The 23,468-nt window shown below is 50.5% G+C and carries 22 protein-coding genes; 3 read left to right on the top strand and 19 right to left on the bottom strand.

Going from position 1 to position 23,468, the window contains the following annotated elements; genetic code table 11:
• Positions 1 to 65 precede the first annotated feature (65 nt).
• From ACN6MW_RS23020 to cymR, 4 genes are read right to left on the bottom strand one after another with little or no spacing between them, the layout of a single operon-like run.
• Positions 66 to 263: a hypothetical protein gene (locus ACN6MW_RS23020; protein WP_139990934.1), complete on the bottom strand. Its 198-nt coding sequence runs from the start codon at positions 261 to 263 to the stop codon at positions 66 to 68.
• A gap of 13 nt (positions 264 to 276) precedes the next feature.
• On the bottom strand, positions 277 to 813 hold the full coding sequence (locus tag ACN6MW_RS23015) for a PRC-barrel domain-containing protein (RefSeq protein ID WP_419872222.1): 537 nt from the start codon (positions 811 to 813) through the stop codon (positions 277 to 279).
• A 17-nt stretch (positions 814 to 830) separates the two neighbouring features.
• Positions 831 to 1,985: a cysteine desulfurase family protein gene (locus ACN6MW_RS23010; RefSeq protein WP_419872221.1), complete on the bottom strand. Its 1,155-nt coding sequence runs from the start codon at positions 1,983 to 1,985 to the stop codon at positions 831 to 833.
• Between the two features lie 13 nt (positions 1,986 to 1,998).
• Positions 1,999 to 2,418, bottom strand: a complete 420-nt coding sequence (gene cymR, locus ACN6MW_RS23005) for a cysteine metabolism transcriptional regulator CymR (RefSeq protein ID WP_053374835.1) — start codon at positions 2,416 to 2,418, stop codon at positions 1,999 to 2,001.
• A 201-nt stretch (positions 2,419 to 2,619) separates the two neighbouring features.
• Between cymR and mnmA the strand changes: the two genes are divergently transcribed.
• Positions 2,620 to 3,756: a tRNA 2-thiouridine(34) synthase MnmA gene (gene mnmA, locus ACN6MW_RS23000; protein WP_419872220.1), complete on the top strand. Its 1,137-nt coding sequence runs from the start codon at positions 2,620 to 2,622 to the stop codon at positions 3,754 to 3,756.
• Positions 3,757 to 3,835: 79 nt separating this feature from the next.
• Here the strand turns inward: mnmA and ACN6MW_RS22995 are convergent, their stop codons facing one another.
• On the bottom strand, positions 3,836 to 5,176 hold the full coding sequence (locus ACN6MW_RS22995; protein ID WP_419872219.1) for a hemolysin family protein: 1,341 nt from the start codon (positions 5,174 to 5,176) through the stop codon (positions 3,836 to 3,838).
• Between the two features lie 377 nt (positions 5,177 to 5,553).
• On the opposite strand from ACN6MW_RS22995, the gene ACN6MW_RS22990 reads away from it, so the two are divergent.
• Together ACN6MW_RS22990 and ACN6MW_RS22985 are read left to right on the top strand one after the other, a co-directional pair.
• Complete coding sequence (locus ACN6MW_RS22990) at positions 5,554 to 6,123, top strand: copper resistance CopC family protein (protein WP_419872218.1); 570 nt, start codon at positions 5,554 to 5,556, stop codon at positions 6,121 to 6,123.
• A complete protein-coding gene (locus tag ACN6MW_RS22985) occupies positions 6,123 to 7,208 on the top strand; it encodes a copper resistance D family protein (protein ID WP_419872217.1) in 1,086 nt (361 codons plus the stop codon). Before ACN6MW_RS22990 ends, ACN6MW_RS22985 begins: the two co-directional genes overlap by 1 nt.
• Positions 7,209 to 7,291: 83 nt before the next feature.
• Here the strand turns inward: ACN6MW_RS22985 and ACN6MW_RS22980 are convergent, their stop codons facing one another.
• From ACN6MW_RS22980 to ACN6MW_RS22915, 14 genes are all read right to left on the bottom strand, one after another.
• A complete protein-coding gene (locus ACN6MW_RS22980) occupies positions 7,292 to 8,593 on the bottom strand; it encodes a replication-associated recombination protein A (RefSeq protein WP_419872216.1) in 1,302 nt (433 codons plus the stop codon).
• Positions 8,594 to 8,754: 161 nt separating this feature from the next.
• Positions 8,755 to 9,429 carry a YdeI/OmpD-associated family protein gene (locus ACN6MW_RS22975; protein ID WP_419872215.1) on the bottom strand — a complete coding sequence of 225 codons (675 nt, stop codon included), beginning with the start codon at positions 9,427 to 9,429 and terminating at the stop codon, positions 8,755 to 8,757.
• A complete protein-coding gene (locus ACN6MW_RS22970; protein WP_419872214.1) occupies positions 9,426 to 10,181 on the bottom strand; it encodes a tRNA threonylcarbamoyladenosine dehydratase in 756 nt (251 codons plus the stop codon). Before ACN6MW_RS22970 ends, ACN6MW_RS22975 begins: the two co-directional genes overlap by 4 nt.
• Before the next feature lie 29 nt (positions 10,182 to 10,210).
• A complete protein-coding gene (aspS, locus tag ACN6MW_RS22965; RefSeq protein ID WP_364143159.1) occupies positions 10,211 to 12,031 on the bottom strand; it encodes an aspartate--tRNA ligase in 1,821 nt (606 codons plus the stop codon).
• 45 nt (positions 12,032 to 12,076) lie between these two features.
• The gene (gene hisS, locus ACN6MW_RS22960; RefSeq protein WP_419872213.1) at positions 12,077 to 13,324 is read right to left on the bottom strand and encodes a histidine--tRNA ligase; all 1,248 of its coding nucleotides are present in this window, start codon (positions 13,322 to 13,324) and stop codon (positions 12,077 to 12,079) included.
• A 676-nt stretch (positions 13,325 to 14,000) separates the two neighbouring features.
• Entirely contained in the window at positions 14,001 to 14,171 is a 171-nt protein-coding gene (locus tag ACN6MW_RS22955; protein ID WP_308998498.1) for a hypothetical protein, read from the bottom strand.
• 92 nt (positions 14,172 to 14,263) lie between these two features.
• Positions 14,264 to 14,707, bottom strand: a complete 444-nt coding sequence (gene dtd / locus ACN6MW_RS22950) for a D-aminoacyl-tRNA deacylase (protein ID WP_419872212.1) — start codon at positions 14,705 to 14,707, stop codon at positions 14,264 to 14,266.
• Between the two features lie 56 nt (positions 14,708 to 14,763).
• Positions 14,764 to 16,941, bottom strand: a complete 2,178-nt coding sequence (locus tag ACN6MW_RS22945; RefSeq protein WP_364143168.1) for a RelA/SpoT family protein — start codon at positions 16,939 to 16,941, stop codon at positions 14,764 to 14,766.
• Positions 16,942 to 17,138: 197 nt separating this feature from the next.
• Positions 17,139 to 17,669, bottom strand: coding sequence for an adenine phosphoribosyltransferase (locus ACN6MW_RS22940; RefSeq protein ID WP_419872211.1), 531 nt, complete (start codon positions 17,667 to 17,669; stop codon positions 17,139 to 17,141).
• 33 nt (positions 17,670 to 17,702) lie between these two features.
• On the bottom strand, positions 17,703 to 19,730 hold the full coding sequence (gene recJ / locus ACN6MW_RS22935; protein ID WP_419872210.1) for a single-stranded-DNA-specific exonuclease RecJ: 2,028 nt from the start codon (positions 19,728 to 19,730) through the stop codon (positions 17,703 to 17,705).
• 34 nt (positions 19,731 to 19,764) lie between these two features.
• Positions 19,765 to 20,682: a cation diffusion facilitator family transporter gene (locus ACN6MW_RS22930; protein ID WP_419872209.1), complete on the bottom strand. Its 918-nt coding sequence runs from the start codon at positions 20,680 to 20,682 to the stop codon at positions 19,765 to 19,767.
• A gap of 134 nt (positions 20,683 to 20,816) precedes the next feature.
• Complete coding sequence (secF, locus tag ACN6MW_RS22925; protein WP_419872208.1) at positions 20,817 to 21,731, bottom strand: protein translocase subunit SecF; 915 nt, start codon at positions 21,729 to 21,731, stop codon at positions 20,817 to 20,819.
• Entirely contained in the window at positions 21,721 to 22,953 is a 1,233-nt protein-coding gene (gene secD, locus ACN6MW_RS22920; protein WP_419872207.1) for a protein translocase subunit SecD, read from the bottom strand. Before secD ends, secF begins: the two co-directional genes overlap by 11 nt.
• Positions 22,954 to 23,036: 83 nt before the next feature.
• Positions 23,037 to 23,276, bottom strand: a complete 240-nt coding sequence (locus tag ACN6MW_RS22915) for a post-transcriptional regulator (RefSeq protein ID WP_364143185.1) — start codon at positions 23,274 to 23,276, stop codon at positions 23,037 to 23,039.
• Positions 23,277 to 23,468: the final 192 nt, after the last annotated feature.

Raw genomic sequence — 23,468 nt, 5'->3', positions numbered from 1 at the left:
CCGTGAACAGCAAAAAAAGACGGTCAGCGACCGTCCTTTGACTTTGAACTTTATAGCAAAGCACGTCAATTAACGTGAACTTGCGTTATTTCCTCTTCGAAGAACAAGTCGTCAAGCGAGCTTAACGTGCCATCCTCTTCAACCTGATAAACGGACATTTTCTCACCGTTAACCGTCAATTCAATGAAGCAGCCCCAGCAGTAAAACTGGTGTGAACCGATCTTTCCGATATCTTTCGAATTGCAATTCGGACATCTCATCATATTTAATTTCTCCCTATCCTCTGAAATTGGAAGCTGCGACAGGCTCCAATTCCGCTTCACAGACAGCAGGAACAATAATCGCGTCTTCCCCGAGCAATACGCTTTCCGGATCACTAGGCGCTCTCAGCCATTTGCGCCCTTCCATCAGATCCGAAACAAAACCGTCCGTAAGCTCGTAGCCTACTATTTGTGTACCCTCATTTGGGTAAAAATAAACATCCGACACACGGCCAAGCTGAATGCCTTGCACCGTAACGACGGGCAAATCCTTTAATTTTATCAATCCTGTCTCTAAGGAACGCAGCAATTGCTTCGACTTCTTCCGAACGACCGCTGCTTCATTTGCTATAATAACGGTGTCCTCGCCGCAAGACAGAACGTGGGACCACTCCACTATTTTCACAGTTGAAGCAAACCATTTGGCACAATCGAGTATTAGGCCTTTTAGCTGCCAATGCTCATCGAACCAGGCATCCTTAACGGTTCCGACTAACTTTCCGGAATGGATGACGATTACGGGAAGTCCAATAAGCCGTTGAAGTTTAATCACGCTTAATCGGAGCCCTCCTAGTAGTTATTACGAATACGCCTCACGATTGTTCCAACTTTTTGTGCGGCATCTTCTAATTCCTCTAAAGTATTCCCCAATCCGAAGCTAAATCTTACAGCGGATAGAATTTGCTCTTCAGGCAGCTGCATCGCCCTCAGCACATGAGATCTCTCAAGGGCGCCCGAGGTGCAGGCCGAGCCGCTTGCAGCCGCTATACCCTCCATGTCTAAATTCATCAGCATCGTTTCCGTATCGACGCCGATAAAGCTGACATTAACGATATGAGGCAAATGCTTCTGCTCGCTGCCGTTAATAACGACGGGTACCATGACATGCTCATGAAGCAATTCTATCCATATCTTACGAAGCTCGTCCATATAAGGTTGCTTCTTTTTGCGTTCGTTCACACAAATGTCAACAGCGGCGGCAAACCCCGCGATTCCTGCTATATTCTCAGTACCGGCACGGCGCTTTCTTTCCTGGGACCCGCCATGCTGGAGAGGTTCCAGAGAAGTGCCCGCAGCAATATAAAGCGCGCCGACACCCTGCGGACCGTTGATCTTGTGCGAAGAGAAGCTCATTAAATCCACCGGCATTTCGCTGAGCCGGTATTCGAACCAACCTAAGGTTTGAACGGCATCCACATGAAAAATCACGCCGTTTTCCTTAGCGATCCGACCGATTTCTTCTATAGGCTGAATCGTGCCTACTTCGTTATTCCCATGCATAATGCTAATGAGACCCGTTTCCGGTGTGATTGCCGCCCGTACCTGCTCTGGCGACGTAAAGCCATCCTTGTCGACAGGCAGCACCGTCAACGTGAAGCCTTCTTCTTTGGCGAGCCATTCACAAGTATGCAAAACGGCATGATGCTCGCCAGCCGAAGTAATGATATGCGTTTTCCCGCGTTTTCGCTGCGCTCTGGCAGCACCGATCAATGCCGCGTTATCGCTTTCGGTTCCGCCTGAAGTAAACAACAGCTCTGCCGGCTTGCAGCCGACCGCAGCGGAAATCAAGTCACGGGATTGATTTAACCGCTGCTTGGCAGCTCTTCCGAAAGCATGCATGCTCGACGAATTGCCGCCTGGTCCCTGCATCACCTCAAGCATCGCTTTGGCGACGTCTTGATGCATGGGCGTAGTCGCGGCATGGTCAAAATAATGTATTTTCATAGGTCAGCTTCCTTTAGATGTAGAACATGTAGCTATCTGGTTTGCCCTCATCTTCAAAATTGATAAGATCAGCAAGCGTCGTCGAATCGAGAACCTCCGCAATGCTGTCGCGAATTCTAAGCCATAGCTGACGTTTAGCCGGGTCATCTTCTTCCGTAAAGTCAACTGGCGAGATAGGTCCTTCTAGAATGCGAATGATATCGCCGGATGTGATGGTTTCCGGATCCTTCGATAAAATATAACCGCCGTAAGCTCCTCGGATACTTTTTACGAGTCCCGCATTTCGAAGCGGTGCGACTAATTGCTCCAAATAGTGCTCGGAAAGCTGATTCCGCTCCGCAATGCTTTTGAGAGAAGTCGGGCCTTCGCCAAATTTAGCCGCAAGCTCCATCATAATGGTTAAGCCGTAACGGCCCTTCGTCGATATTTTCAAAGTGGCACCTCTTTTATTTGTTTTTATAGTGGTTCATTCATCATTCGGACTGATATGCTGTTAATTCTCTGTATTCCCATTTCACTTATATGTTAACATATCACGCAAGCGCCGTGTGCAAAAAGCTTGACTACTTCATGAAAAATATTGCTTCCTATGATACAATGATAGTTGTTTGATTCGAGCAAGGTGGTGTTTACAATGGAAAAACCGAAAGCTTCGACAAGAGTTGTCGTCGGCATGTCAGGCGGCGTCGATTCCTCCGTTACGGCGCTGCTGCTCAAGCAGCAAGGCTATGACGTTGTCGGCATTTTTATGAAAAACTGGGATGATACCGATGAATTCGGACATTGCACGGCGGAAGAGGACTCGGAAGACGTTCGCCGCGTATGTGAGCAAATCGGTATCCCCTACTATACCGTTAATTTTGAACGGCAATATTTTGACAAGGTATTCACTTATTTCTTGGATGAATACAAACGCGGACGCACGCCTAACCCTGATGTAATGTGCAACCGCGAAATTAAATTCGGCGACTTCCTGCAGCGGGCGATGGAGCTTGGCGCCGATTATCTGGCGACTGGGCACTACGCTCAGGTCGAGCGGACGGAGGACGGAGTGACGAGGCTGCTGCGCGGCGTCGATTCCAATAAGGACCAAACCTATTTCCTCAGCGCTCTGAACCAGAAGCAGCTTGCGAAAGCGATGTTTCCGATCGGGCATCTTCCGAAGCCCGAGGTGCGCCGCATTGCGGAGGAAGCCGGTTTGTATACGGCTAAGAAGAAAGACAGCACCGGCGTTTGCTTTATTGGCGAGCGTAACTTCAAGACCTTCCTTAGCGGTTATTTGCCGGCACAAGCGGGCGACATGATCGACATTCAAAGCGGCGAGAAAAAAGGCCGACACGACGGTCTAATGTATTATACGCTCGGACAACGGCAAGGACTCGGCATCGGCGGCTCGGGCTCAGGCGAGCCATGGTTCGTGGCCGACAAGGATTTGGAGCGCAATATTTTGTATGTCGTACAGGGCGAGCAGCATCCAAGCCTCTACTCCGTGAGCTTAACGGCCAGCGGAATGAACTGGATCGTTCCGGCCGAGCACGGCAATGAGCCCTTCCGCTGCACGGCCAAATTCCGTTATCGCCAGCCCGATCAAGGCGTAACCGTAACGGCCTTTGAGGATGGGACGGCGCATATCGTTTTTGACAAGCCGCAGAAGGCCATTACTCCGGGACAAGCTGTGGTTCTCTATGACGGAGCGGTTTGCCTTGGCGGCGGCACGATCGAAACGGTACAAAAAATCGATTCCGCCTCGGCGCTTGCCACGCAAGCGTAAAAGCATCAGCGACAAAAAAGGCTGCCAGCACATTCTACAGTGTGCTTGGCAGCCTTTTCTTTTTCCCTATGCTCCTTCATCACCCGAAATGCTGATCCTCCCGTTCTGTTTTGTGTCCATCGATCCTGCGAATAAGCAGGCGTGAAATCCGAAGATGATCCGTTTCTTCAATAATGAATTCGAACGTGCCGCCGTAATTGACCCGTTGGTTATTAACCGGAGGGATTTCGATTTTCGAATAGATCCAGCCGCCGATCGTATCGTAATCATCCGTCTCGATATCGAGGCCAAAGAAGCTGTTCACTTCCTCAATCAGCATCAAGCCGCTCACGGAGAAGGTAGCGTCATCCCTGCGTTCAAGCGGCTCCCGTTCCTCGTCAAACTCGTCTTGGATTTCGCCCACGATTTCCTCCATAATATCTTCCAATGTGACCAAGCCGGAGGTCCCCCCGTATTCATCGATCAAGATCGCAATTTGCGAACGCCGTTTCTGCATCAGCTTTAGAAGCGTGCTGATTTGCATGGATTCGGGCACGGTCGTTATAGGCCTCGTAATTTGCCTTATATCTTGCAGGCTATGCAGCGTATCCTTCAGCAAATCCTTGATATGCACAAAGCCGATAATGTTATCCTTGTCGTTCTCGCATACCGGATAACGCGTCAGCATTTGCTCCAGCGCGAGCTTTTTATTTTCCTCTAACGAGTGGCTGGTATTCAGGCATACCATCTCGGTGCGGGGAATCATAATTTCACGCGCAGTCGTTTCCGCAAAATCGAATATATTATCGACGAGTGTTAGCTCGGTATTATCGATTAGCCCGTTCTTATGGCTCTCCTTCATCAAAATTCGAATTTCATCCTCCGTGTGCGCGGAATCCTTTTCGGTCGCCGGCTCAACCCCAAACCTTCGAAGCAATTGATTGGCCATCCCGTTCAACACCCAAATGAAAGGATACATCAGCTTATAAAAGAAGATAAGCGGCGTCGCGGTTAAGAGCGTAACCGATTCCGCCTTGCGGATCGCTACCGTTTTTGGCGCCAGCTCCCCGAGCACGATATGAAGCACCGTTATAAAGGTAAACGCGAGTATAAAAGACAACGTATGGATGAACATCTCGCTGCGTATGCCGATATATCCAAAAAAAGGTTCGATCACTCTTGCGATTGCCGGCTCTCCGATCCATCCAAGCCCAAGCGAGGCAAGCGTTATGCCTAACTGGCATGCTGACAAATAAGCGTCCAAATTTCCAGTCAAATGCGCTGCCAGCCTTGCGCGGGAATGCCCTTCGGAGGCAAGTGTATCGATGCGGCTTCCTCTGACCTTTACCATTGCAAACTCGGCTGCAACAAAAAAACCGTTCATAAAGACGAACAAAAAAATAAGCAGCAGGGACAAACCAATCGGCATGGGGTCATTCAACGAATTCCTGCCCTTCGCAAAAGGACTGACAGATTGCGATGGCAGGCGCACCTCCTTTTGGAACAAAGATACGGCGATCTTTGTGTAATGTGGGATCTCTCCAAGATGCCGAGCCGCCGCTTCAAACGGTAAAGCCCCAGGGTAAGACTTTTGTAAAGACTGTAGTTATGTGTATTCGTCACTGGTTATCCATAATACATTGATTTTCCATGCGCTTTTTGCAATTCTGATGCGGCCAAGGGAGTACGCTTCAACAAATGTTCATAAAGCCGCAACGAATTGATCATTTAATGGGAAGCAACCGCTTCGCGGAATCTGTTATAATGCAATCAGCTTGAGTTGCACACTCTTCACTAAACGATGCAGGAGGTTTACGAATGAAACGAATATTACTGATCTGCCTTGCCGCGCTGTGGCTGCTGCCAAGCGTCGCTTTAGCCCATTCCAAACTGGAAAATGCCGTACCCGGACAGGATGCGACGATTACCGTCTCGCCTGAGCGAATAGAGCTGACCTTTAACACCAAGATCGAGAATCTGAGCAATTTCAAAATCGTGAATGCCGCCGGCGAGGAAATGGAAAAGGAAAAAGTCGAAGTCGGGGGAATGACGATGAGCGGCGCCGTACCCGCTCCCCTGCCTAATGGCATCTATACGGTTAAATGGGCCATTATCGGTGCGGACGGCCATTCTGTGGAGGGCGATTATTCGTTTACCGTGGAAGCGCCTGCCGCAACGGAGACGCCGACTCAAGAGCCAGAGGCTGCAACAGAACCTCCTGCTGCTACTGCTTCACCTTCGCCAACGACTGATACGAATACAAACGCCGGAGATGGAAGTATCGCTTCCGAGCCAAGCAGTGACAGCACGAACTATACCCCCGCTATCATCGTAGGGGCGATTATTGCCGCAGCAGCAATCGTTTTGTTTATGCGGAGGCGTAAATAATGATTTACATCAGCGAAGGCCTTTTATACATTTGCTTCGCAATTTTAACGGGCTCCTTGCTGCTGCGCCTCGTGCCGGAGGATAGAAGGCCCGCGATTCATGTGCCGAACGGCTTGCTGCTGGCATGCGCAGTAGCGATACCGATTCTGTCGTATGTACCGATCCATAAGTTAGCCCTTGTCTTTGGCAAGGACTTCGACATGAGTTACGGCTCCATCCTAAAAAGCATATTACTCGATATCAATACGGGAAAAGCCTGGCTGTGGACGGCGATCGGTTCGGCAGGCCTCGCATTTTTACTAGGGCTTAAAGCGTTCCGGGGCGACAAGCATATGCCAAAAGTAGCGTTGTTTGTTACTTTTTTGCTGATTGTATGGTTAGGCTATGCGGGACATGCTTCATCGCTTTACGGTTTTAGGGGGCTGCTCACGCATGCGGCCCATTTTCTCGCGGTTAGCGTCTGGATCGGGATATTGTTCGTAACGAGCTGGTTTGCCAAGGATGACGCTAACTGGCATGCGTTTCTGCGCTGGTTTTCACCTGTTGCGATCATTTCCGTCATCATGACGCTGTTAGCAGGCATTATCCTCATGTCATTCACGACGCCGGAATACGTGAACGCCTGGATGCTGCCCTACGGCCAGATGCTGCTGATTAAGCATTTATTAATCCTGCCTTTGCTTTTATTTGCCTACTCCAATGGCTTCGGTTACAAAAAAGCAGCAATAAGCAATCCATCCTTCAATCCAAGACGCTGGCTGAAGGCGGAGAGCGTCATTGCGATGCTCGTGCTGGGCGCAACCGGCGTGCTAGGACAACAGACACCGCCGCATACGGTAAAGGAAACACTGCAAACCGTTTCTCCGTCGCCTTTGTTCACAACCGTTTACAAAGGCAGCTTCAGCCCTGATATCGCGCTGAACTTCACGCTTCACCTGGAGAGCTTGCTCATGTTTGCCGCTGCGCTGCTTATGGCTGCCGGCCTGCTTTGGATGTATCGTGCCAATAAGCTGATCCCTGCATTCCTAATGGGGATATTAACGGCGGTTTTCGGTTATTACGGCCTTATGTTTTCTATCGCTTAATCTGATTTTGGAGACCATGCCAAAAAGGCTGCCCGCGAGGAATCCTCGTCTAGGGCAGCCTTTTCGTTTATATTGCCGAGCCGCTATTTCCGTTTCTGCTGGTTTTGCTTGATTTTATCCTCCATGCCCTGCTCGGTGGCCTTGTAGAACGTCATGTTCCCGAGCGAGTTAGGCAAATATTGCTGCTTCACATAATGGTTAGGAAAGTTATGCGGATATTGATACCCCTCATGCCCAAGCTGCGTCGCGCCCTTGTAGTGGGTATCCCGCAGATGCAGCGGCACTTCCGCACCTCCCGCCCGTTCTATTGCCGCCTCGGCATTGCCAATCGCGATTGCTGTCGCGTTCGATTTCGGACTCTCCACCGCAAATAAAATCGCCTGTGAGATGTTGTACTTCGCTTCCGGCCAGCCGATCTTGTGATAAGCATCCATGGCCGTAACCGCCTGAATCATCGCCTGGGGATTGGCTAGGCCGATATCCTCGCTGCATGCCACGATCAGCCTCCTGATGAAGGTCATCGGGTCCATGCCGAGTTTCTCGACCGCGTACAAAAACCAGAATAGCGCGGCATCGCTCGAGCCGCGAACGCTTTTGTGAAAGGCCGACAACACGTCGTATTGCGTCGATAGGTCTGCGCGGATCGATGGCTTGCGTATGGATTCCTGCGCAACCTCCAGCGTTAACCGGACAGAACCGTCCATCTCCGATGGCGTTGTCACCGCGGCCAGCTCAAGCGCGTTCAGCGCCCTTCGTATGTCGCCGCCCGCCATCGATGCAATATGCCTCAGCGCGTCTTCATCTGCCTGCAAATCCATAAAGCCTAATCCGCGCTCCCGATCCGCCAGCGCCCGTCTCATCGCTTCGTAGGCATGCCCCTCGCCAAGCGCCTCCAGCTGAAACAAGGTCGAACGCGACAAAAGCGCCCCGTTCACATGGTGAAAGGGATTTTCCGTCGTTGCCCCGATAAAAATAATAATGCCCTGCTCAACGGCTGGAAGCAGCGCATCCTGCCTCGCCGTATTAAAACGATGCACCTCATCTAAGAATAGGATCGTCTTCTTGCCGTACATCGCTTTATTCGTGCGGGCCTGGTCTATGACCTCCCGCACGTCCTTAACCGAAGCATCCACCGCGTTCAGCTTCACGAAATTGCCAGCCGTCCGCAAGGAAATGATATGGGCCAGCGTCGTTTTGCCGCAGCCTGGCGGCCCGTATAACAAAATGGAGGACACCTGATCGCCTTCAATGGCTCTGCGCAGCAGCTTGCCTGCTCCTACTATATGTTCTTGCCCGATATATTCGTCTAATGTCTGCGGCCGCATACGATCCGCAAGCAGCCTGGCACGCGGCAATTCTTCTTCTTGATAAGAAAATAAGTCCATCCTGCTCCCCAACCTTCTGCCATCTGTTATACCGATCATAGCATACTAGCACATTTGTTCGCCAGATATGCGGTTTAAACGCTGACGGCTCCCCATGAAAAAAGCCGAATCGCAGGAAAAGCTGGATCAGCTTTAACCGCGAAACGGCTATATCTCGTTACCTATTTATCAAATGGAGATTTAAGGCCTCTCTCCAGCTTATCAACGGAGGCTGCAACGCGGTTCGCACGTGTTTCTGCACGTTTCGCATCGGTGATCCATTTTACAAAATCTCGTCTTTTCGCTGCCGTTAGACTGCCGCGAAAAAACTGCTCTGCTGCATTTGAGGCCTGCAAGGCTGCTTCGAAGTCTTCCGGCAGCACCGCCTCCTCTGCCGACGAAGACGTGGATACCCTGCCTATCGACAAGCTTTCCAATGCGGCAGAAGCTGTCCGGCGGCCTGTACCGCTTTTGGCGGCGCCTGCCGGACGGTAGCGCATCGAAGACCAGGTATCGTCCATGGCAATCATGGCGACGCCCTCTACGTGAAAGGTAAGCATGAGCCTCCAGCCCGTATCACGGTTAATATCCGTCTTGATCTTGGAGGAGCCCTTCGGATAAGTGATCCACAACAATCCATCCGGCTTAACCGCCTGAATGGCTGCCGGCGCATGCTCTTCCAGTTCAGCCAAATTCATGACGAATAAAAGCACAAAATCATATTGCCCTTCCGCATCTGCGACGCTTGCTTCTTTGCTTAAACCCAGCTCTGTCAAATAATGCTCAGATGGCGGATTCAGCACCAGCGCCTTCATCTCCGGCGCCAGTCTCAGCTTCTTCGCCAGCGCTTCGTTCATAGCTCGATCCCGCCTGCTGCCAGCAAGTCATTCACAACGACGCTGACCATAATCAGACCGGCAACCGGCGGAACAAAGGCATTGCTTGCCGGAGGCTGCTTGGCTTTGCGAATCTCTGGCGCATTTTCCGGAACGATCTTTTTCGTAACATCCTCGCGCGGTTTCATTGGAAGCTCGGTCGAGAATACGACCTTCACGCCGCGCTTGATGCCTTCCTTGCGCAGCTTCGTACGAATGACCCGCGCTAAAGGATCGGTATGCGTCTTGGAAATATCGACGACCTGAAACTTGGTCGGGTCCATCTTATTGGCTGCGCCCATGCTCGAGATGATCGGTATTTTCCGCTCCAAGCATTGTTTAATGAGATGAATCTTATACGAAATCGTATCCGAGGCATCCACAACGTAATCGAGCGGATACTCGAAAAACTGCTCATAGGTTTCTTCCGTATAGAACATACGGAGCGCTACAACATCACACTCCGGATTAATAAGCTTAATCCGGTCGCGCATAAGCTCAGCCTTAGGCTGGCCTACCGTCGTTGTCAGCGCGTGGATCTGCCGGTTAACGTTCGTAATATCGACGACATCCTTGTCGACAAGGATAATCCGTCCAACACCTGTGCGCGCGAGCGCTTCAGCGGCAATGCCGCCAACGCCTCCGATGCCGAGCACGGCAACCGTGCTCCCCTTCATTAGCGCAAGCCCTTCTGGCCCAATCGCCAGCTCCGTACGTGAAAATTGGTGAAGCATCAGGCTGCCGCCTCCTTAGCATTGAATGCTTATTTTTCGTTTGTTTCCCCAGCAGGTGCTGCGGCTGCTGCCGCTACAGGCTGCTTAGGCTTAATCACAGTGCGAATATGCAATTGCTCAAGCTGCGAAAGCTCGACCTCGGAAGGCGCATCGCAAAGCAGATCCGTCGCGCTTGCCGTTTTTGGGAAGGCAATCGTTTCGCGCAGGTTCGTACGGCCCGTAAGAAGCATAACCAGACGGTCGAAGCCGAAAGCGATACCGCCGTGCGGAGGCGTGCCATATTCGAATGCATCCAGCAGGAAGCCGAATTTTTCTTGCGCTTCTTCCATGCTGAAGCCTAGTGCTTTAAACATTTGCTCTTGAACTTCACGTTTATAAATACGCATCGAACCGCCGCCGACTTCATAGCCGTTCAGAACAAGATCGTAGGCTTGCGCACGGATTTGGCCCGGATCCGTATCGAAGAAATGAAGGTCTTCTTCATTCGGACGCGTGAACGGATGATGCTCGGCTACATAACGCTTCGCATCCTCATCCCATCCAAGCAATGGGAAATCTACAACCCAAGCGAACTTAAATTTGGATTCGTCGATCAAGCCGAGGTCTTTGCCCAGCTTCGAACGAAGGTTGCCAAGAACATCCGAAACGACTTTTTTCTTATCCGCGGAGAAAGTAAGCAAATCGCCGTCTTCTACTTGCAGGCGCTCGGTTAGGGCAGCAATTTCTTCCGGCTTAAGGAACTTCACGATCGGACCCCGCCATTCGCCGTCCTTCACCGTGATCCAAGCAAGGCCTTTACCGCCGTAACGGGCAGCGAACGGCTGCAGATCGTCAAGCTCCTTGCGGCTCCAGCTTGCGCAGCCCTTGGCATTCAGTGCTTTGACAACACCGCCGCCTGCCGCTACGCTTGCGAATACTTTCACTTCGCTGCCGGATACGATATCCGTAATATCTTCAATTTCAAGGCCAAAACGAAGATCAGGCTTATCAGAGCCGTATTTGTTCATCGCATCCGCATACGTAATACGTTGGAATGGAAGCTCAAGCTCTACGCCAACCGTTTCTTTCAGAAGCTTAGCTGTCAGTTCTTCCATCATAGCAAGCAATTGATCCTGCGAAAGGAAGGACGTCTCGATGTCGACTTGCGTGAATTCCGGTTGACGGTCCGCACGAAGGTCCTCATCGCGGAAACAGCGGGCGATTTGATAATAACGCTCAATGCCGCCTACCATGAGAAGCTGCTTGAAAATTTGCGGCGATTGCGGCAGGGCAAAAAATTCGCCTTCATGCACGCGGCTTGGCACCAAGTAATCACGGGCGCCTTCCGGCGTGCTTTTCGTCAAAATTGGCGTTTCCACATCGATAAAGCCTTCTCCGTCTAGGAAATCGCGGAAAACCTTAGCTGCTTTGGAGCGCAGGAACAGCGTTTTTTGCATTTCCGGGCGACGAAGGTCCAGGTAACGGTATTTCAAGCGAAGCGATTCATCCACCTCTACGCCGTCTTCGATAGGGAACGGAGGCGTTTTTGCGGCATTCATGACTTCGATTTTCGTAACGCGCACTTCAATTTCACCAGTAGCAAGGTTTGCGTTGTACGTTTCTGCATCACGCTCAACGACCGTACCTTGAATCGCAAGCACGAACTCGTTCCGTGCGCGGTCAGCAATTGCCAGGGCATCGCCGGAGAAATCCGGGTTAAATACCGTTTGTACAATTCCCGAACGGTCACGCAAATCAATAAATAGCACGCCGCCAAGGTCGCGGCGACGCTGTACCCAGCCGTTTAGAATAACCGTTTGACCAACGTCCGCTTTCGTTAAGCGTCCGCAATGATGTGTTTTCAACAACATAGTTTTCATGCTCCTCGTTTAGTTAGAATATTTATGGATAGATCATTAACCATTGATTTCATCAGCGAGTTTATCCAGGGCAACGACGCGCTGCTCGCCTTTTGCCATATCCTTCAGCGAAATTTCGCCGCGCGCAAGTTCATCATCGCCAAGGATAGCGGTATAGCGGGCTTGCAGACGGTCTGCCGACTTCATCTGAGCCTTCATCTTGCGTCCGAGATAGTCGCGCTCTGCCCGAATTCCCCGCTGCCTAAGCTGGTAAACAAGCTTCGTAACCTCGCGCTCCGCCGCTTCGCCGAGAGCAACCACATAAACGTCAACCTGGTTAAAAGCGGGCAATTCCGTTTCTTGATGCTGCAGCAGCAAAATCGTTCTTTCGAGCCCAAGCCCCAGACCGACACCCGGCTGATCCGGTCCGCCGATTTCCGAGACCAAACCGTTATAGCGGCCTCCGCCTCCGACGGTATCAATCGTTCCGATGCCTTCTGCCTTATATTCAAAGGCCGTATGCGTGTAATAATCGAGACCGCGCACGAGCCGGTGATTGATTTCATAAGGAATGCCCATATCGGTAAGGTACATTTTCACTTTATCAAAATGAACCTGGCATTCCTCGTCCAAGCTGTCCAAAATGGATGGCGCGTCCGTAAAATGCTCTTGATCGACCTTGCAATCCAGAACGCGAAGCGGATTCCGGTCGATTCTCGACTGACAATCCTTGCAAAGCAGCTCCCGCTTCGGTTCAAGAAAAGCTAGCAGGCGCTCGCGGAAAACCGCGCGGACTGCCGGAGTCCCGACGGAATTGATCTCGACTCGAACACCCTTGAGGCCTACCTCCGTATAGAAGGTATAACCAAGCGCAATAACCTCTGCGTCGATGGCCGGATCAACGGAACCCAAAGCCTCTACCCCAAATTGATGCAGCTGGCGGTAACGTCCAGCCTGCGGCCGTTCGTACCGGAACATCGGTCCGATATAGTACAGCTTAGACACGTCCGGTTCCCCGTACAGCTTATTCTCCACATAAGATCTCACAACGCCGGCCGTTCCTTCCGGTCGCAGCGTCAGGCTGCGATTGCCACGGTCCGTAAAGGTATACATTTCTTTCTCAACGATGTCGGTCGTTTCACCGACCCCCCGCTGAAAGAGCTCCGTGGATTCAAAGATCGGCGTCCGTATTTCACGGAAGTTATAGCGCTGGCAAATATCGCGCGCTTTCTGCTCCACATACTGCCATCTCTCTACCGCGCCAGGCAAAATATCCTGCGTGCCCGGCATTTTCTGAAATGCCATTGTAATATCCCTCCTGCCCCCGTAATCAATGTTTTAAAGTTCGGAAAACGCAAAAAACTCCCGTTCCTAACAGCTTGCGCCATAAGGGACGAGAGTGAATCTCCCGTGGTACCACCCACATTTCGAGCCTGCATCCTATGCAACAGCCCGCTCAAAGACGGTTAACGTCCGTCATCCGCAGTCCAGCTACTATGCGTCACTCGCGAAGCCTGTTGCTTGCGCCTTGCCGCCGTTCACCGTCTGTTCTCCGGGAAGTCTGTTCATTCTGCCGATATAAGGACGCTTGCAGCCTAGTGGCGTCCCTCTCTGGATATAGCGCAAAGAATTACTTTGTCCCATCAATGAATCGATATCTATACTGAGGATTAATTTTACCTCTGCAAAAGGCTAAAGTCAAGATCGTTCTGCCCTTTCATAAACAGCCCCGTTCAATGGGCAGAAAAAAACCTACAAAACGTGTTTGTAGGTCCAAAAGTAATATATATTTTTAAAAAGGGGGTCGAGTTCTATTATAGGTTAATGATGTTAAAGGAAAGTTAGAGATTGATTACAGTAATGTTACAATTTCGAAAGCGTTTTTACGGCGATTGCCTGCTTCTTGCGGACTTAGGTAAGGCTGCTTGCCCTAAATGAGCAATACCGCCCGAGCTGTTCACCCGGACGGCAATTAATCCAACTATAGATGACTCGGATGATCCCGCCGCGGGTGCTGCGGAAAGCCTGCCCATTCTTCAGCCGCTTCAATATCATCCTCAAGCTCAGCAAAGACTTTCGCTTCTCTGCGGTCGGGATGAAGCAGTCTTCGAGATACCCGTTCGATGCCTTGCTCTTTGCGTGATTGATGCATGCGCGGTATTCCTCCAATATCACATTAAGCTTGCGCAAATTTCTTAATCTGCCTGCAAAGCTTATTGTCTATTGTTTCCCGCAACGGCCTTCTTACATACCGCTTTCCAAAATTAACGTCACCGGTCCCGAGTTAACGAGCTCTACTTCCATCATCGCGCCAAAACGCCCCGTTGCCACGACTAACCCCATGGTACGAAGGATACCGTTAAAGCTGTCGTATAGCTTCTCTGCCTGCTCCGGCCTTGCAGCTGCCATAAAGTTGGGCCTTCTGCCCTTACGGCAGTCGCCATACAGCGTAAACTGCGATACGGAAAGCAGCTGTCCGCCGATATCGGCGACGGAATGATTCATTTTTCCTGATTCGTCTTCGAAAATCCGCAGGTTCACTACTTTCTCCGCCATCCACTTTACGTCTGCTTCCGTATCCTCGTGCGTGATGCCGACCAGCAGCACGAGACCTGAATCTATGGAACCAACGATTTCTCCGTCAATGACGACCTTGGCCTGTTTACTCCGTTGAACGACAACCTTCACAGCTTTCAGAACCTCCGATATGCGCTTCCGCTTGCCTTATTCCTAATGCCATTCGTTTATTGCATAATCCGTTGGACGGAATAAATATCCTGTACGCGTTTTATTTTTTCCACCACTGAGGTAAGATGCTCGATGTTGCGGATAAGCACCGTGATATGAATGAGCGACATGTTCTTAACCGAGCGTCCGGTTACCGCCGAAATATTCGTTTTGCTTTCCGAAACGGCCTGCAGCACCTCGTTCAAAAGGCCTCTGCGGTCATTGCCCGTTATCTCGATATCTACGCTGTAATTCGCGTCGATCGAATTTTCCCATTCCACTTCGATGACGCGTTCGCCCTCTTCGCCCTGATCGCCAAAAGGAATGTTCTGGCAATCCATCCGGTGGACGGAGACGCCGCGGCCGCGCGTGATGTACCCAACAATGGAATCGCCCGGCACGGGATTGCAGCAGCGGGCAAAGCGAACGAGCAAATTATCGATGCCTTTTACCGTGACGCCTTGATTCGGTCTCGGCTTCCGGTTGCCCGGCGATTTGATTTCCTTCACTTCGCTCGTCAGCTCAAGCTGGTTGGCCAGCTCCGCCTCTCTGCGCATCTTCTCCGTAAGCTTGGTACAGATTTGCGCCGCCGTAATTCCACCGAATCCGATGGCAGACATCATGTCTTCAATATCATTGAAAGCAAACTTCGACGCAGCCTCCTGCAGCTTGTCGTCCTGCAGCCAAGCCGAGGGTTCAAGTCCCAGACGCTTTAGCTCGCGCTCCAACAAGTCCTTGCCCTTCGATACGTTCTCCTCGCGCCGCTCTTTCTTGAACCACTGCCGGATTTTGCTCCGCGCATGCGAGGACTGGGCGATTTTGACCCAATCCTGACTTGGTCCGTAGGAATGCTTCGACGTCAGGATCTCGACGATATCCCCCGTTTTCAGCTTATGGTCAAGCGGGACGATCCGGCCGTTCAGCTTCGCGCCGATTGTGCGGTTGCCTACCTCCGTATGGATTCGATAGGCAAAATCGAGCGGCACGGAGCCCGCAGGAAGCTCAATGACTTCTCCGCTCGGCGTAAACACGAATACGAGATCGGCAAAAAAGTCCATTTTGAGCGATTCCATGAACTCGGAGGCATCGCGCGCCTCATGCTGCAGCTCCAAAATTTCACGGAACCATGACATTTTATCCTCGAAATTGCCGCCTGGTACAAGCGTTCCCTCTTTGTAAGCCCAATGGGCAGCGATACCGTACTCGGATGTACGATGCATTTCCCAGGTTCGGATCTGCACCTCCGTAGGCTCGCCATTAGGCCCGATAACCGTCGTATGCAGCGATTGGTACATATTCGCCTTCGGCATCGCGATATAGTCTTTGAAGCGGCCTGGCATCGGTTTCCAAAGCGTATGGATAATACCCAGCGTCGCATAACAATCTTTGATATTATCTACGATAATCCGAATCGCAAGCAGGTCGTAAATCTCGGTAAACTGCTTGTTGCGATCGGTCATTTTCTTATAAATGCTGTAAAGATGCTTCGGACGACCGGAAATATCGCCTTCAATGCCCATTTCCTCAAGCTTCTCCGTGATCCTTCCGATGACATCCTCAATAAACTGTTCACGCTCCGCGCGTTTCTTCTTCATGAGATTGGCAATACGGTAATATTGCTGCGGATTTAAATAGCGGAGCGCAATATCTTCCATTTCCCATTTGATCGCTGAAATACCCAAGCGATGTGCAATGGGGCAAAAAATTTCCAACGTTTCATATGCAATGCGCCGCTGCGCTTCTTCCGACTGGAATTTGAGCGTACGCATATTGTGCAGCCGATCGGCCAATTTGATAAGAATGACACGGATGTCCTGAGCCATCGCGACAAACATTTTACGGTAATTTTCGTTCTGCTGCTCTTCTTTTGAACGAAATTGAATTTTTTCGAGCTTGGTTAGACCGTCTACCAGCATCGCGCAGGTTTCGCCAAATTTCGCACGAACCGTCTGCAAATCTACGGTCGTATCCTCAACGACATCATGAAGCAATGCCGCGATAATCGACAGCACGTCCATTTGCATATCAACAAGAATATCCGCAACCGCTACGGGATGCAGAATATACGGCTCTCCCGATTTCCGCACTTGGCCGTGATGGGCTTGCTCCGCAAAGTCATAGGCTTCCTGGATGCGTATAAGGTCCTGCTCTTTCATATAGGCGGATGCCTTCTCGAGTAAATGCTCAATGCCCATGAAACGTCCCTTTCTGATTACACTCCTGGCGGATCCCATTCATGCGTTTTCCGAGTTTTTATAATATTATGCCTGTAATACCAGTACCGCGTCAACTACCGGAGACCTACGTTAATAAAATAAAACCGCCTGGCCTCCCCGCATTATGCGATGGAAGTAACAGGCGGTGCAGGTGCGTACAGTCGATACCGCGTAATTTATTCGTATGTCATTAAGGAGAAAACTTCGATACCGTCAAGCTTTTCACGGCCAGTTAAGTAAGCAAGCTCAATTAGGAAAGCAGCGCCGACCACTTCTCCGCCAAGCTGGCGGACCAAATTCATCGATGTTGCAATCGTTCCGCCCGTTGCCAGTAAATCATCGGCAATGAGAACGCGTTGCCCGGGTGAAATCGCATCCTTGTGCATCGCAAGCTGATCATTGCCATACTCCAGATCATAGCTGGCCGTAATGGTTTCGCCTGGAAGCTTGCCGCTTTTGCGAATCGGCGCAAATCCGACGCCCAATGCCAGCGCAAGCGGTGCGCCGACAACGAAACCGCGTGCTTCCGGTCCGGCAATAATATCGATTTTCATGTGCTGAACCGCGGCACGCATTTCTTCAATAACGGCGCGGTAAGCCCCTCCGTCTTTCAAAAGCGTAGTAATGTCTTTGAAACGGATGCCTGGCTGCGGGAAATCAGGAATTACCCGGATGTAATCTTTGAAGTTGTATTGTGTATTGGACACTTGAAGTCAACCCTTTCCATTTCTAACTATTCATTATGATCTATGACTGGCAAACGACATCTGTGAAGCTTCAAACTGTTCTTTGGCATGACGATAACGTTCCGAGCTTGCTAAATCCCTTTTTTGAGGCGTTGGTGCCGCGCTCATCAGCCCGTTGCTGCGCGCAATAAACTGCAGCTCCTCAAATACGTCCAGCATGAGCTCTACCGTCGCCAAGGATAAACCGCTTTGCTTGGATAATTGAACGGTTAATCCATCGAGCGGCGCCTGGCTGAGCTGCTTGAGCTGCTGATATACTTTGCCGAAATCCTCGCGTTCCGGAAAAGGTTCCGCAGCGGGATCAAAATGCATGTCATGCAGCTGAAGCTGCGGTTTCCGCTGCCCGTTCCATTCATTAACGGATAATTCGCCGATCACGTCGATCTTGCTGCCGGGCTTAAGCCCCTCCGCCAGCATTCCCATGCTGAAGCCGATTCCGTCTAATAAACGGCGCCCGCTTCCGAGCGACAGCTTCAGATGTTTTGATTCCTTGCCTATCGTCCGGCGGTCTGCCAGCTCCGTACGCGGAAAGAGCAGTCTTGGCGATGGATTGCCCATCCCGAAAGGCTCTAGCTGCGAAAGCTCGGTAATCGTATCCAGCGTAGCTTCGCTTACGGAACATACAAGGTCTACGGCTGTCTTTGGAATCCAATCGTCGGCGCTCAGCCATTCATCAGCCAATTCCCCGAGACGCTGCTCGAGAGCAGGCAATCGGTCACGATGCAGGCTCATGCCGGCAGCGGCCTGGTGCCCGCCGTAATGGTCGAGCAGATCCTCGCATACTGTAAGCGCCGCATGCAGATCAAAGCCTTCTATCGAGCGCGCAGAGCCCTTACACATCCCAGTCTGCTCGTCAATTCCGAGAATAATAACAGGCTTATAATTCCGTTCAAGCAACTTGGAGGCTACAATGCCGATGACGCCGACGTTCCAGCCTTCGCATGCAAGGACAATGACCGGAGGGGACGCTGTGCCTGCCGCCTCAGCCGACGCCATTTTGGCCTGCCACTGCTGCTCGGCTTCTTTTACGATACTCTCCACCACGCGCTGCCGTTCCTTATTCAAGCTGTCCAGCCCGATTGCGGCCAAAATCGCATTATCGTAATCTTCGGTAGTTAGCAGCTCTACCGCACGCTTCGCATGGTCCAGCCTGCCGGCTGCATTCACGCGGGGAGCCATTCCAAAAGCAACCCCTGTAGCCGTAATGGTATCCAGCTCGATGCCGCCTGCCTCCGCCAATGCCCGAAAACCGACCCCTGCATGACTGCGCAGCCGTTCCAAGCCATAGCGGACCAGTATCCGATTCTCATCCTTCAGCGGCATTAAATCGGCTATCGTGCCCAAACTGACAATATCTGCCCATTCGAGCGGCGGCCGCTCCAGCAAAGCATGCGCAAGCTTAAATGCCACGCCGACGCCTGCTAAACCTTTGAACGGATAACCGCAGTTTTCCTGTTTCGGGTTCACCACCGCGCAGGCATCCGGCGTATGCTCGGGAGGCTCGTGATGATCGGTTACAACGACGTCAATGCCCAGCTGCTTTGCATAGGCAATCTCATGCACGGCGCTGATGCCCGTATCCACTGTCACAATGAGTTTGATGCCCTCTTCGGCCGCAAGTTCGATTGCTTTGTTGTTTAATCCATACCCTTCCAAAGCACGGTGAGGGATATAATAATCAAAATTATAATTTAAAGAGCGAAAGACATGCACAAGCAGCGAAGTGCTTGATACGCCGTCGGCATCGTAATCCCCATAAATCCGTATTTTCTCGTTGGCCGAAGCTGCCTGCTTGATCCGCTCAACGGCTTCTTTCATTCCAAGCAATAAGTAAGGATCATGAAAATGCTCCATGCCTCCGCGCAAAAAACGCTCTGCTGTTTCAGGTTCATCGAAGCCGCGCTGCACAAGCAGCTTTGCCACCAGCGGCGGCAAGCCCAACTTGGATGCCAGAACCTTCGCTTTATCTTCGTCGGTTAGTGACCATGGCGCTAAAGCCCACCTTGTTTTCCTTTGAATCACGCTGCTTTCCCCCTCTTCTGCTGTGTGGCTGTTCTTATTGCAGCAGTGTCGGCATCTGCTCCTGATTCGGATCATGATTGGACTTATACGGATAACCAGGATCATAAGGCTCAACGTAAATCGACACATCCGTGACATGAATGAAACGTTTCATAACGAGCTGTTTTACCCGTTTCGCTATCTCTTGGCCCTCAAGAACCGAAATTCGCGGATTAACGCTAATAACCATTTCTGCTATGACATAATGCCCATGCTCCTTAGCTCTCATGGACTGCACGGTAATGACGCCTTCAACCCGTTGAACGAGCTGCATCAGCTCATCCGGATTCTCTTCGTCGGTTGTCAAATGGCCATCTTTACGAATGAATCCAGAAGCCATTCTGCAGCCGTTCATGATAACAATTACTGCTATCACGATCGCTGCGGCCGGATCAAAATAATAAAGTGCCGGCATAGCCAGCATTTTGCCAATAATCGCGCCGCTCGCTCCAACTAACGCTGCAGCCGAGCAATAGAGTCCGGTCAACCGGTCCTTCTCCGGAAAAAATAGCTGTTGAACGATTAAAGAGATAACGATGGCAGCTGCCGAGCTCCAATGCGGAGCACCCGTCACGCCGTCCGATATATCCCGAATCGCAGAAATTCCGATTTCAAGCCCAATGATGAGAAGGACGACTGACAACATAATCGTTGCCGCCGCCTCTCCTCTTAAAGCCTCGGTTTCCGCGGCGGCGCCTGATTGATCCGTTTTCCGCCGTCGGCTAGCCCGTAGTCCAGATATTGCAGCAACACCCGCAGCGACCTCAGCTGCCGTCCGAAATGCATCCGCGAGCAATGCCTTGCTTCCTGACAACCAACCTATTACGCCTTTAAAAAGAGCCAGCAGCATGTTTCCCCATAAGCCGGCCCAGCTTGCGGACTCCGCTTTTGCATATCGCTGTGTGGTTGACATTTTTACCTCCTACAAGGTTTTGCGAAAGCAAAACCTGCTTCGTAAGCCTATGCTTAGGTTTTGCGAAAGCAAAACCTGCTTCGTAAGCCTGTGCTTAGGTTTTGCGAAAGCAAAACCTGCTTCGTAACCATAAGCTATGCCGTCGTTTTAACGGCAGCTTTCGGCTTTTGTTTCCCTTTAAGCAGAAGCCAAAGCGGACTTGCAATACAGATCGAAGAGTAAGCGCCGCTGGAGAGGCCGATAATTTTTGCCAATGCGAACAGCTTGATGGACTCGCTTCCGAAAATAAACAAACATACAGCTACGATTAGCACGGCTAATACGGTATACACGTTTCTAGCCATCGTCTGCCAAATGCTCGCATTAACCATTTCCGCAAGCTGCTCGCGGTTTTTGAATTGGCCAAAACGCAAATTTTCACGGATCCGGTCAAAAATTACGATCTTATCGTTAATCGAGTAACCGATCGTAGTCAATACGGCCGCAATGAAAGGCAGATCCACTTCAAGACGGAATATCGAGAACAAGGCAACTACGACAAAAGCATCATACAGGATTGCGATATTCGCAGCCAGCGCAAAGCGCCATTCAAACCGGAACATAACGTAGATCATGATCGCGACGCTGGCGATTAAGATCGCCCAGATCGTTTTGATGCCTAGCTCCTGTGCCATATCCGGGGATACAACATTGACTTCTGACGATACTTGATCGCCGTATTTTGCTTTGAAACCCTCTTGGATTTCAACGATTTTGGCCTGCGTAAGCACCTCGTCAAAACGAGCGGATACACGTTCATTACCCGTTCCGCCGACAGTTGGCGTGATGCCTTCAATGCCTGCTTTTTCGAGGATCGCTTTGGCATCCTGCTGCGTAGCGGCCTTGCCTACCAAAATATCCATATTCGTTCCTGCTTTGAAATCGACGCCGAAATTCAAGCTAAAGAAAAGCAAAGATAAGATCCCTACTATAGTTAACGTAATTGAGAACAGAAAGAACTTGTTGCGGTTCTCTATAAAATCATAACGGATTTTTGTATTAAAGTTCACGGATTTCTGCCTCCTTCACGCCGTAATAGCTTGGTTTTGTAAATAGATTGCTCTTGATAAGAAGCATGATCAAGAAACGGGACAAGAAAATGTTAGTCAGCATACTTACGAGAATACTGAAGATCATCGTCAACGCAAAACCGCGAATCGCGCCGTTACCGATATAGTACAGCACCGCACTTGCGATAATGTTCGTGATATTCGCATCCATAATCGTACGGAACGAGTTTTTCGAACCGGCTTTCAAGGAAGACAGCAGGCTCTTGCCGCTTCGAATCTCTTCTTTGATCCGCTCGTACATGATGATATTCGCATCGACCGCCATACCGATACCAAGCACGAAGGCTGCAATACCCGGCAAAGTTAAGGTCGCGTTCATTAAATTGAATACGACGATCAGCAGCCATGTATAAGTAACCACGGTAATGCCTGCTACTACGCCCGGGATACGGAACAAGATGATTAGGAATACCAATATAATAACCGTTCCGATAATGCCCGCCTCAACCGTGTCCTTCAAAGAGGCAAGTCCGAGCTTTGCTCCAACGCTTTGCGTATACTTTTCAGTCAGCTTGAGCGGCAGTGCTCCAAGGTTGATCATATCTGCCAATTCGTTCGCTTCATCTACCGTGTACTCGCCGGAAATCTGAGCGGATCCGCCGGAAATAGGAAAGTTAACAGACGGTCTTGAAAGCTCTTTATCATCCAGATAAATTGCTAAATATTTGCCTGTTAAACGTGTCGTAATTTCTTCGAATTTCTTCGCGTCTTTTAGCTCTATCGTAACAAAGGGCTTACTCAAGTTATCATAACCAATACCTGCGCCATTAGGTTTAAAATCGCTGCCGTCTAGCTCGATTTTATCGTCCGGACCGCGGAATGTTAGGTTGATTGGTTTGGCGAGAATCTCTCTAACTTCATTCTCGTCTTCTACCCCGGCTAAACGCAAGCGAATCCGGTTCGTGCCTTCTGTCGTGATCTCTGGCTCCACAATGCCGAGCTCATCGATTCTTTTTTCCAAGCTTCTTGCTGTTTCTTTCAGTGACTCCGGCGTAACCGCCTCACCGCCCTCAAGCGGCGATGCTTCGTACAAAACCTCGAATCCGCCTTTTAAATCAAGGCCTAGCCTTACATCTTTTACCAGCGATGGGCTTGTCCAAGCGATAACGCCAAACATAATGACTACGATCGCAAGGAAGGCAATAATTCTCTTCCCGAACATACGTCTAAATCCCCCTTATGATCTCAATATTCCTATTATACAGACGCGGTAAAAACGAGTCAAAAAAAAAGAAACCCAGTTTTTTAGAACGAGGTTCCTTTATATGCGCTTATCGTCACGAAATTCATGAATTTCATAACCTTCAGAGATAATATATCGTTCACTAATTCGTGAAGTTCGGGCAGGCCCGTCTTCTTGTATTTCTCGCTTACGCATTCCCATACCTCTTGGCCCGTTACATGTTCATAGCCAATGAGATGAAATTCCTCTGCTTTGCTGATGCATAGCTCTTCGATCATGCGACTTAATTCTTCGTCTTCCATGCTGCGCCTCCTACAACCTTGTGACATAAAACATCATCCATATACGTTAGGATCAACTGCATGCTTTTGTCCGTTCTATAACTAAACACAGAACGCGCCGCCGCTTGGTCTGATTCAGCCGTTTTAACTTTTCTAATGAAACTATTCGCTGTGTCCCCGCCAAATTCCTGCCCGCCTAACCGTAATCTGCAA

Origin of the sequence: Pristimantibacillus sp. PTI5 (genome assembly GCF_048572955.1) — a bacterium.
Classification (GTDB): domain Bacteria; phylum Bacillota; class Bacilli; order Paenibacillales; family Paenibacillaceae; genus Pristimantibacillus.
This window is presented reverse-complemented; position numbering and strand designations above follow the sequence as displayed.

Bases quoted from the DNA above. Each gene is read 5' to 3' on its own strand.
- ACN6MW_RS22970 (WP_419872214.1), bottom strand. From the start codon at position 10,181: ATGCTTCACCAATTTTCACGTACGGAGCTGGCGATTGGGCCAGAAGGG.
- hisS (WP_419872213.1), bottom strand. From the start codon at position 13,324: ATGGCATTTCAGAAAATGCCGGGCACGCAGGATATTTTGCCTGGCGCG.
- secD (WP_419872207.1), bottom strand. From the start codon at position 22,953: ATGTTCGGGAAGAGAATTATTGCCTTCCTTGCGATCGTAGTCATTATG.
- ACN6MW_RS22955 (WP_308998498.1), bottom strand. From the start codon at position 14,171: ATGCATCAATCACGCAAAGAGCAAGGCATCGAACGGGTATCTCGAAGA.
- ACN6MW_RS22930 (WP_419872209.1), bottom strand. From the start codon at position 20,682: ATGTCAACCACACAGCGATATGCAAAAGCGGAGTCCGCAAGCTGGGCC.
- ACN6MW_RS22915 (WP_364143185.1), bottom strand. From the start codon at position 23,276: ATGGAAGACGAAGAATTAAGTCGCATGATCGAAGAGCTATGCATCAGC.
- ACN6MW_RS22990 (WP_419872218.1), top strand. From the start codon at position 5,554: ATGAAACGAATATTACTGATCTGCCTTGCCGCGCTGTGGCTGCTGCCA.
- ACN6MW_RS22980 (WP_419872216.1), bottom strand. From the start codon at position 8,593: ATGGACTTATTTTCTTATCAAGAAGAAGAATTGCCGCGTGCCAGGCTG.
- ACN6MW_RS23010 (WP_419872221.1), bottom strand. From the start codon at position 1,985: ATGAAAATACATTATTTTGACCATGCCGCGACTACGCCCATGCATCAA.
- ACN6MW_RS23020 (WP_139990934.1), bottom strand. From the start codon at position 263: ATGATGAGATGTCCGAATTGCAATTCGAAAGATATCGGAAAGATCGGT.
- ACN6MW_RS22985 (WP_419872217.1), top strand. From the start codon at position 6,123: ATGATTTACATCAGCGAAGGCCTTTTATACATTTGCTTCGCAATTTTA.
- mnmA (WP_419872220.1), top strand. From the start codon at position 2,620: ATGGAAAAACCGAAAGCTTCGACAAGAGTTGTCGTCGGCATGTCAGGC.
- aspS (WP_364143159.1), bottom strand. From the start codon at position 12,031: ATGTTGTTGAAAACACATCATTGCGGACGCTTAACGAAAGCGGACGTT.
- ACN6MW_RS22975 (WP_419872215.1), bottom strand. From the start codon at position 9,429: ATGAACGAAGCGCTGGCGAAGAAGCTGAGACTGGCGCCGGAGATGAAG.
- ACN6MW_RS22945 (WP_364143168.1), bottom strand. From the start codon at position 16,941: ATGGGCATTGAGCATTTACTCGAGAAGGCATCCGCCTATATGAAAGAG.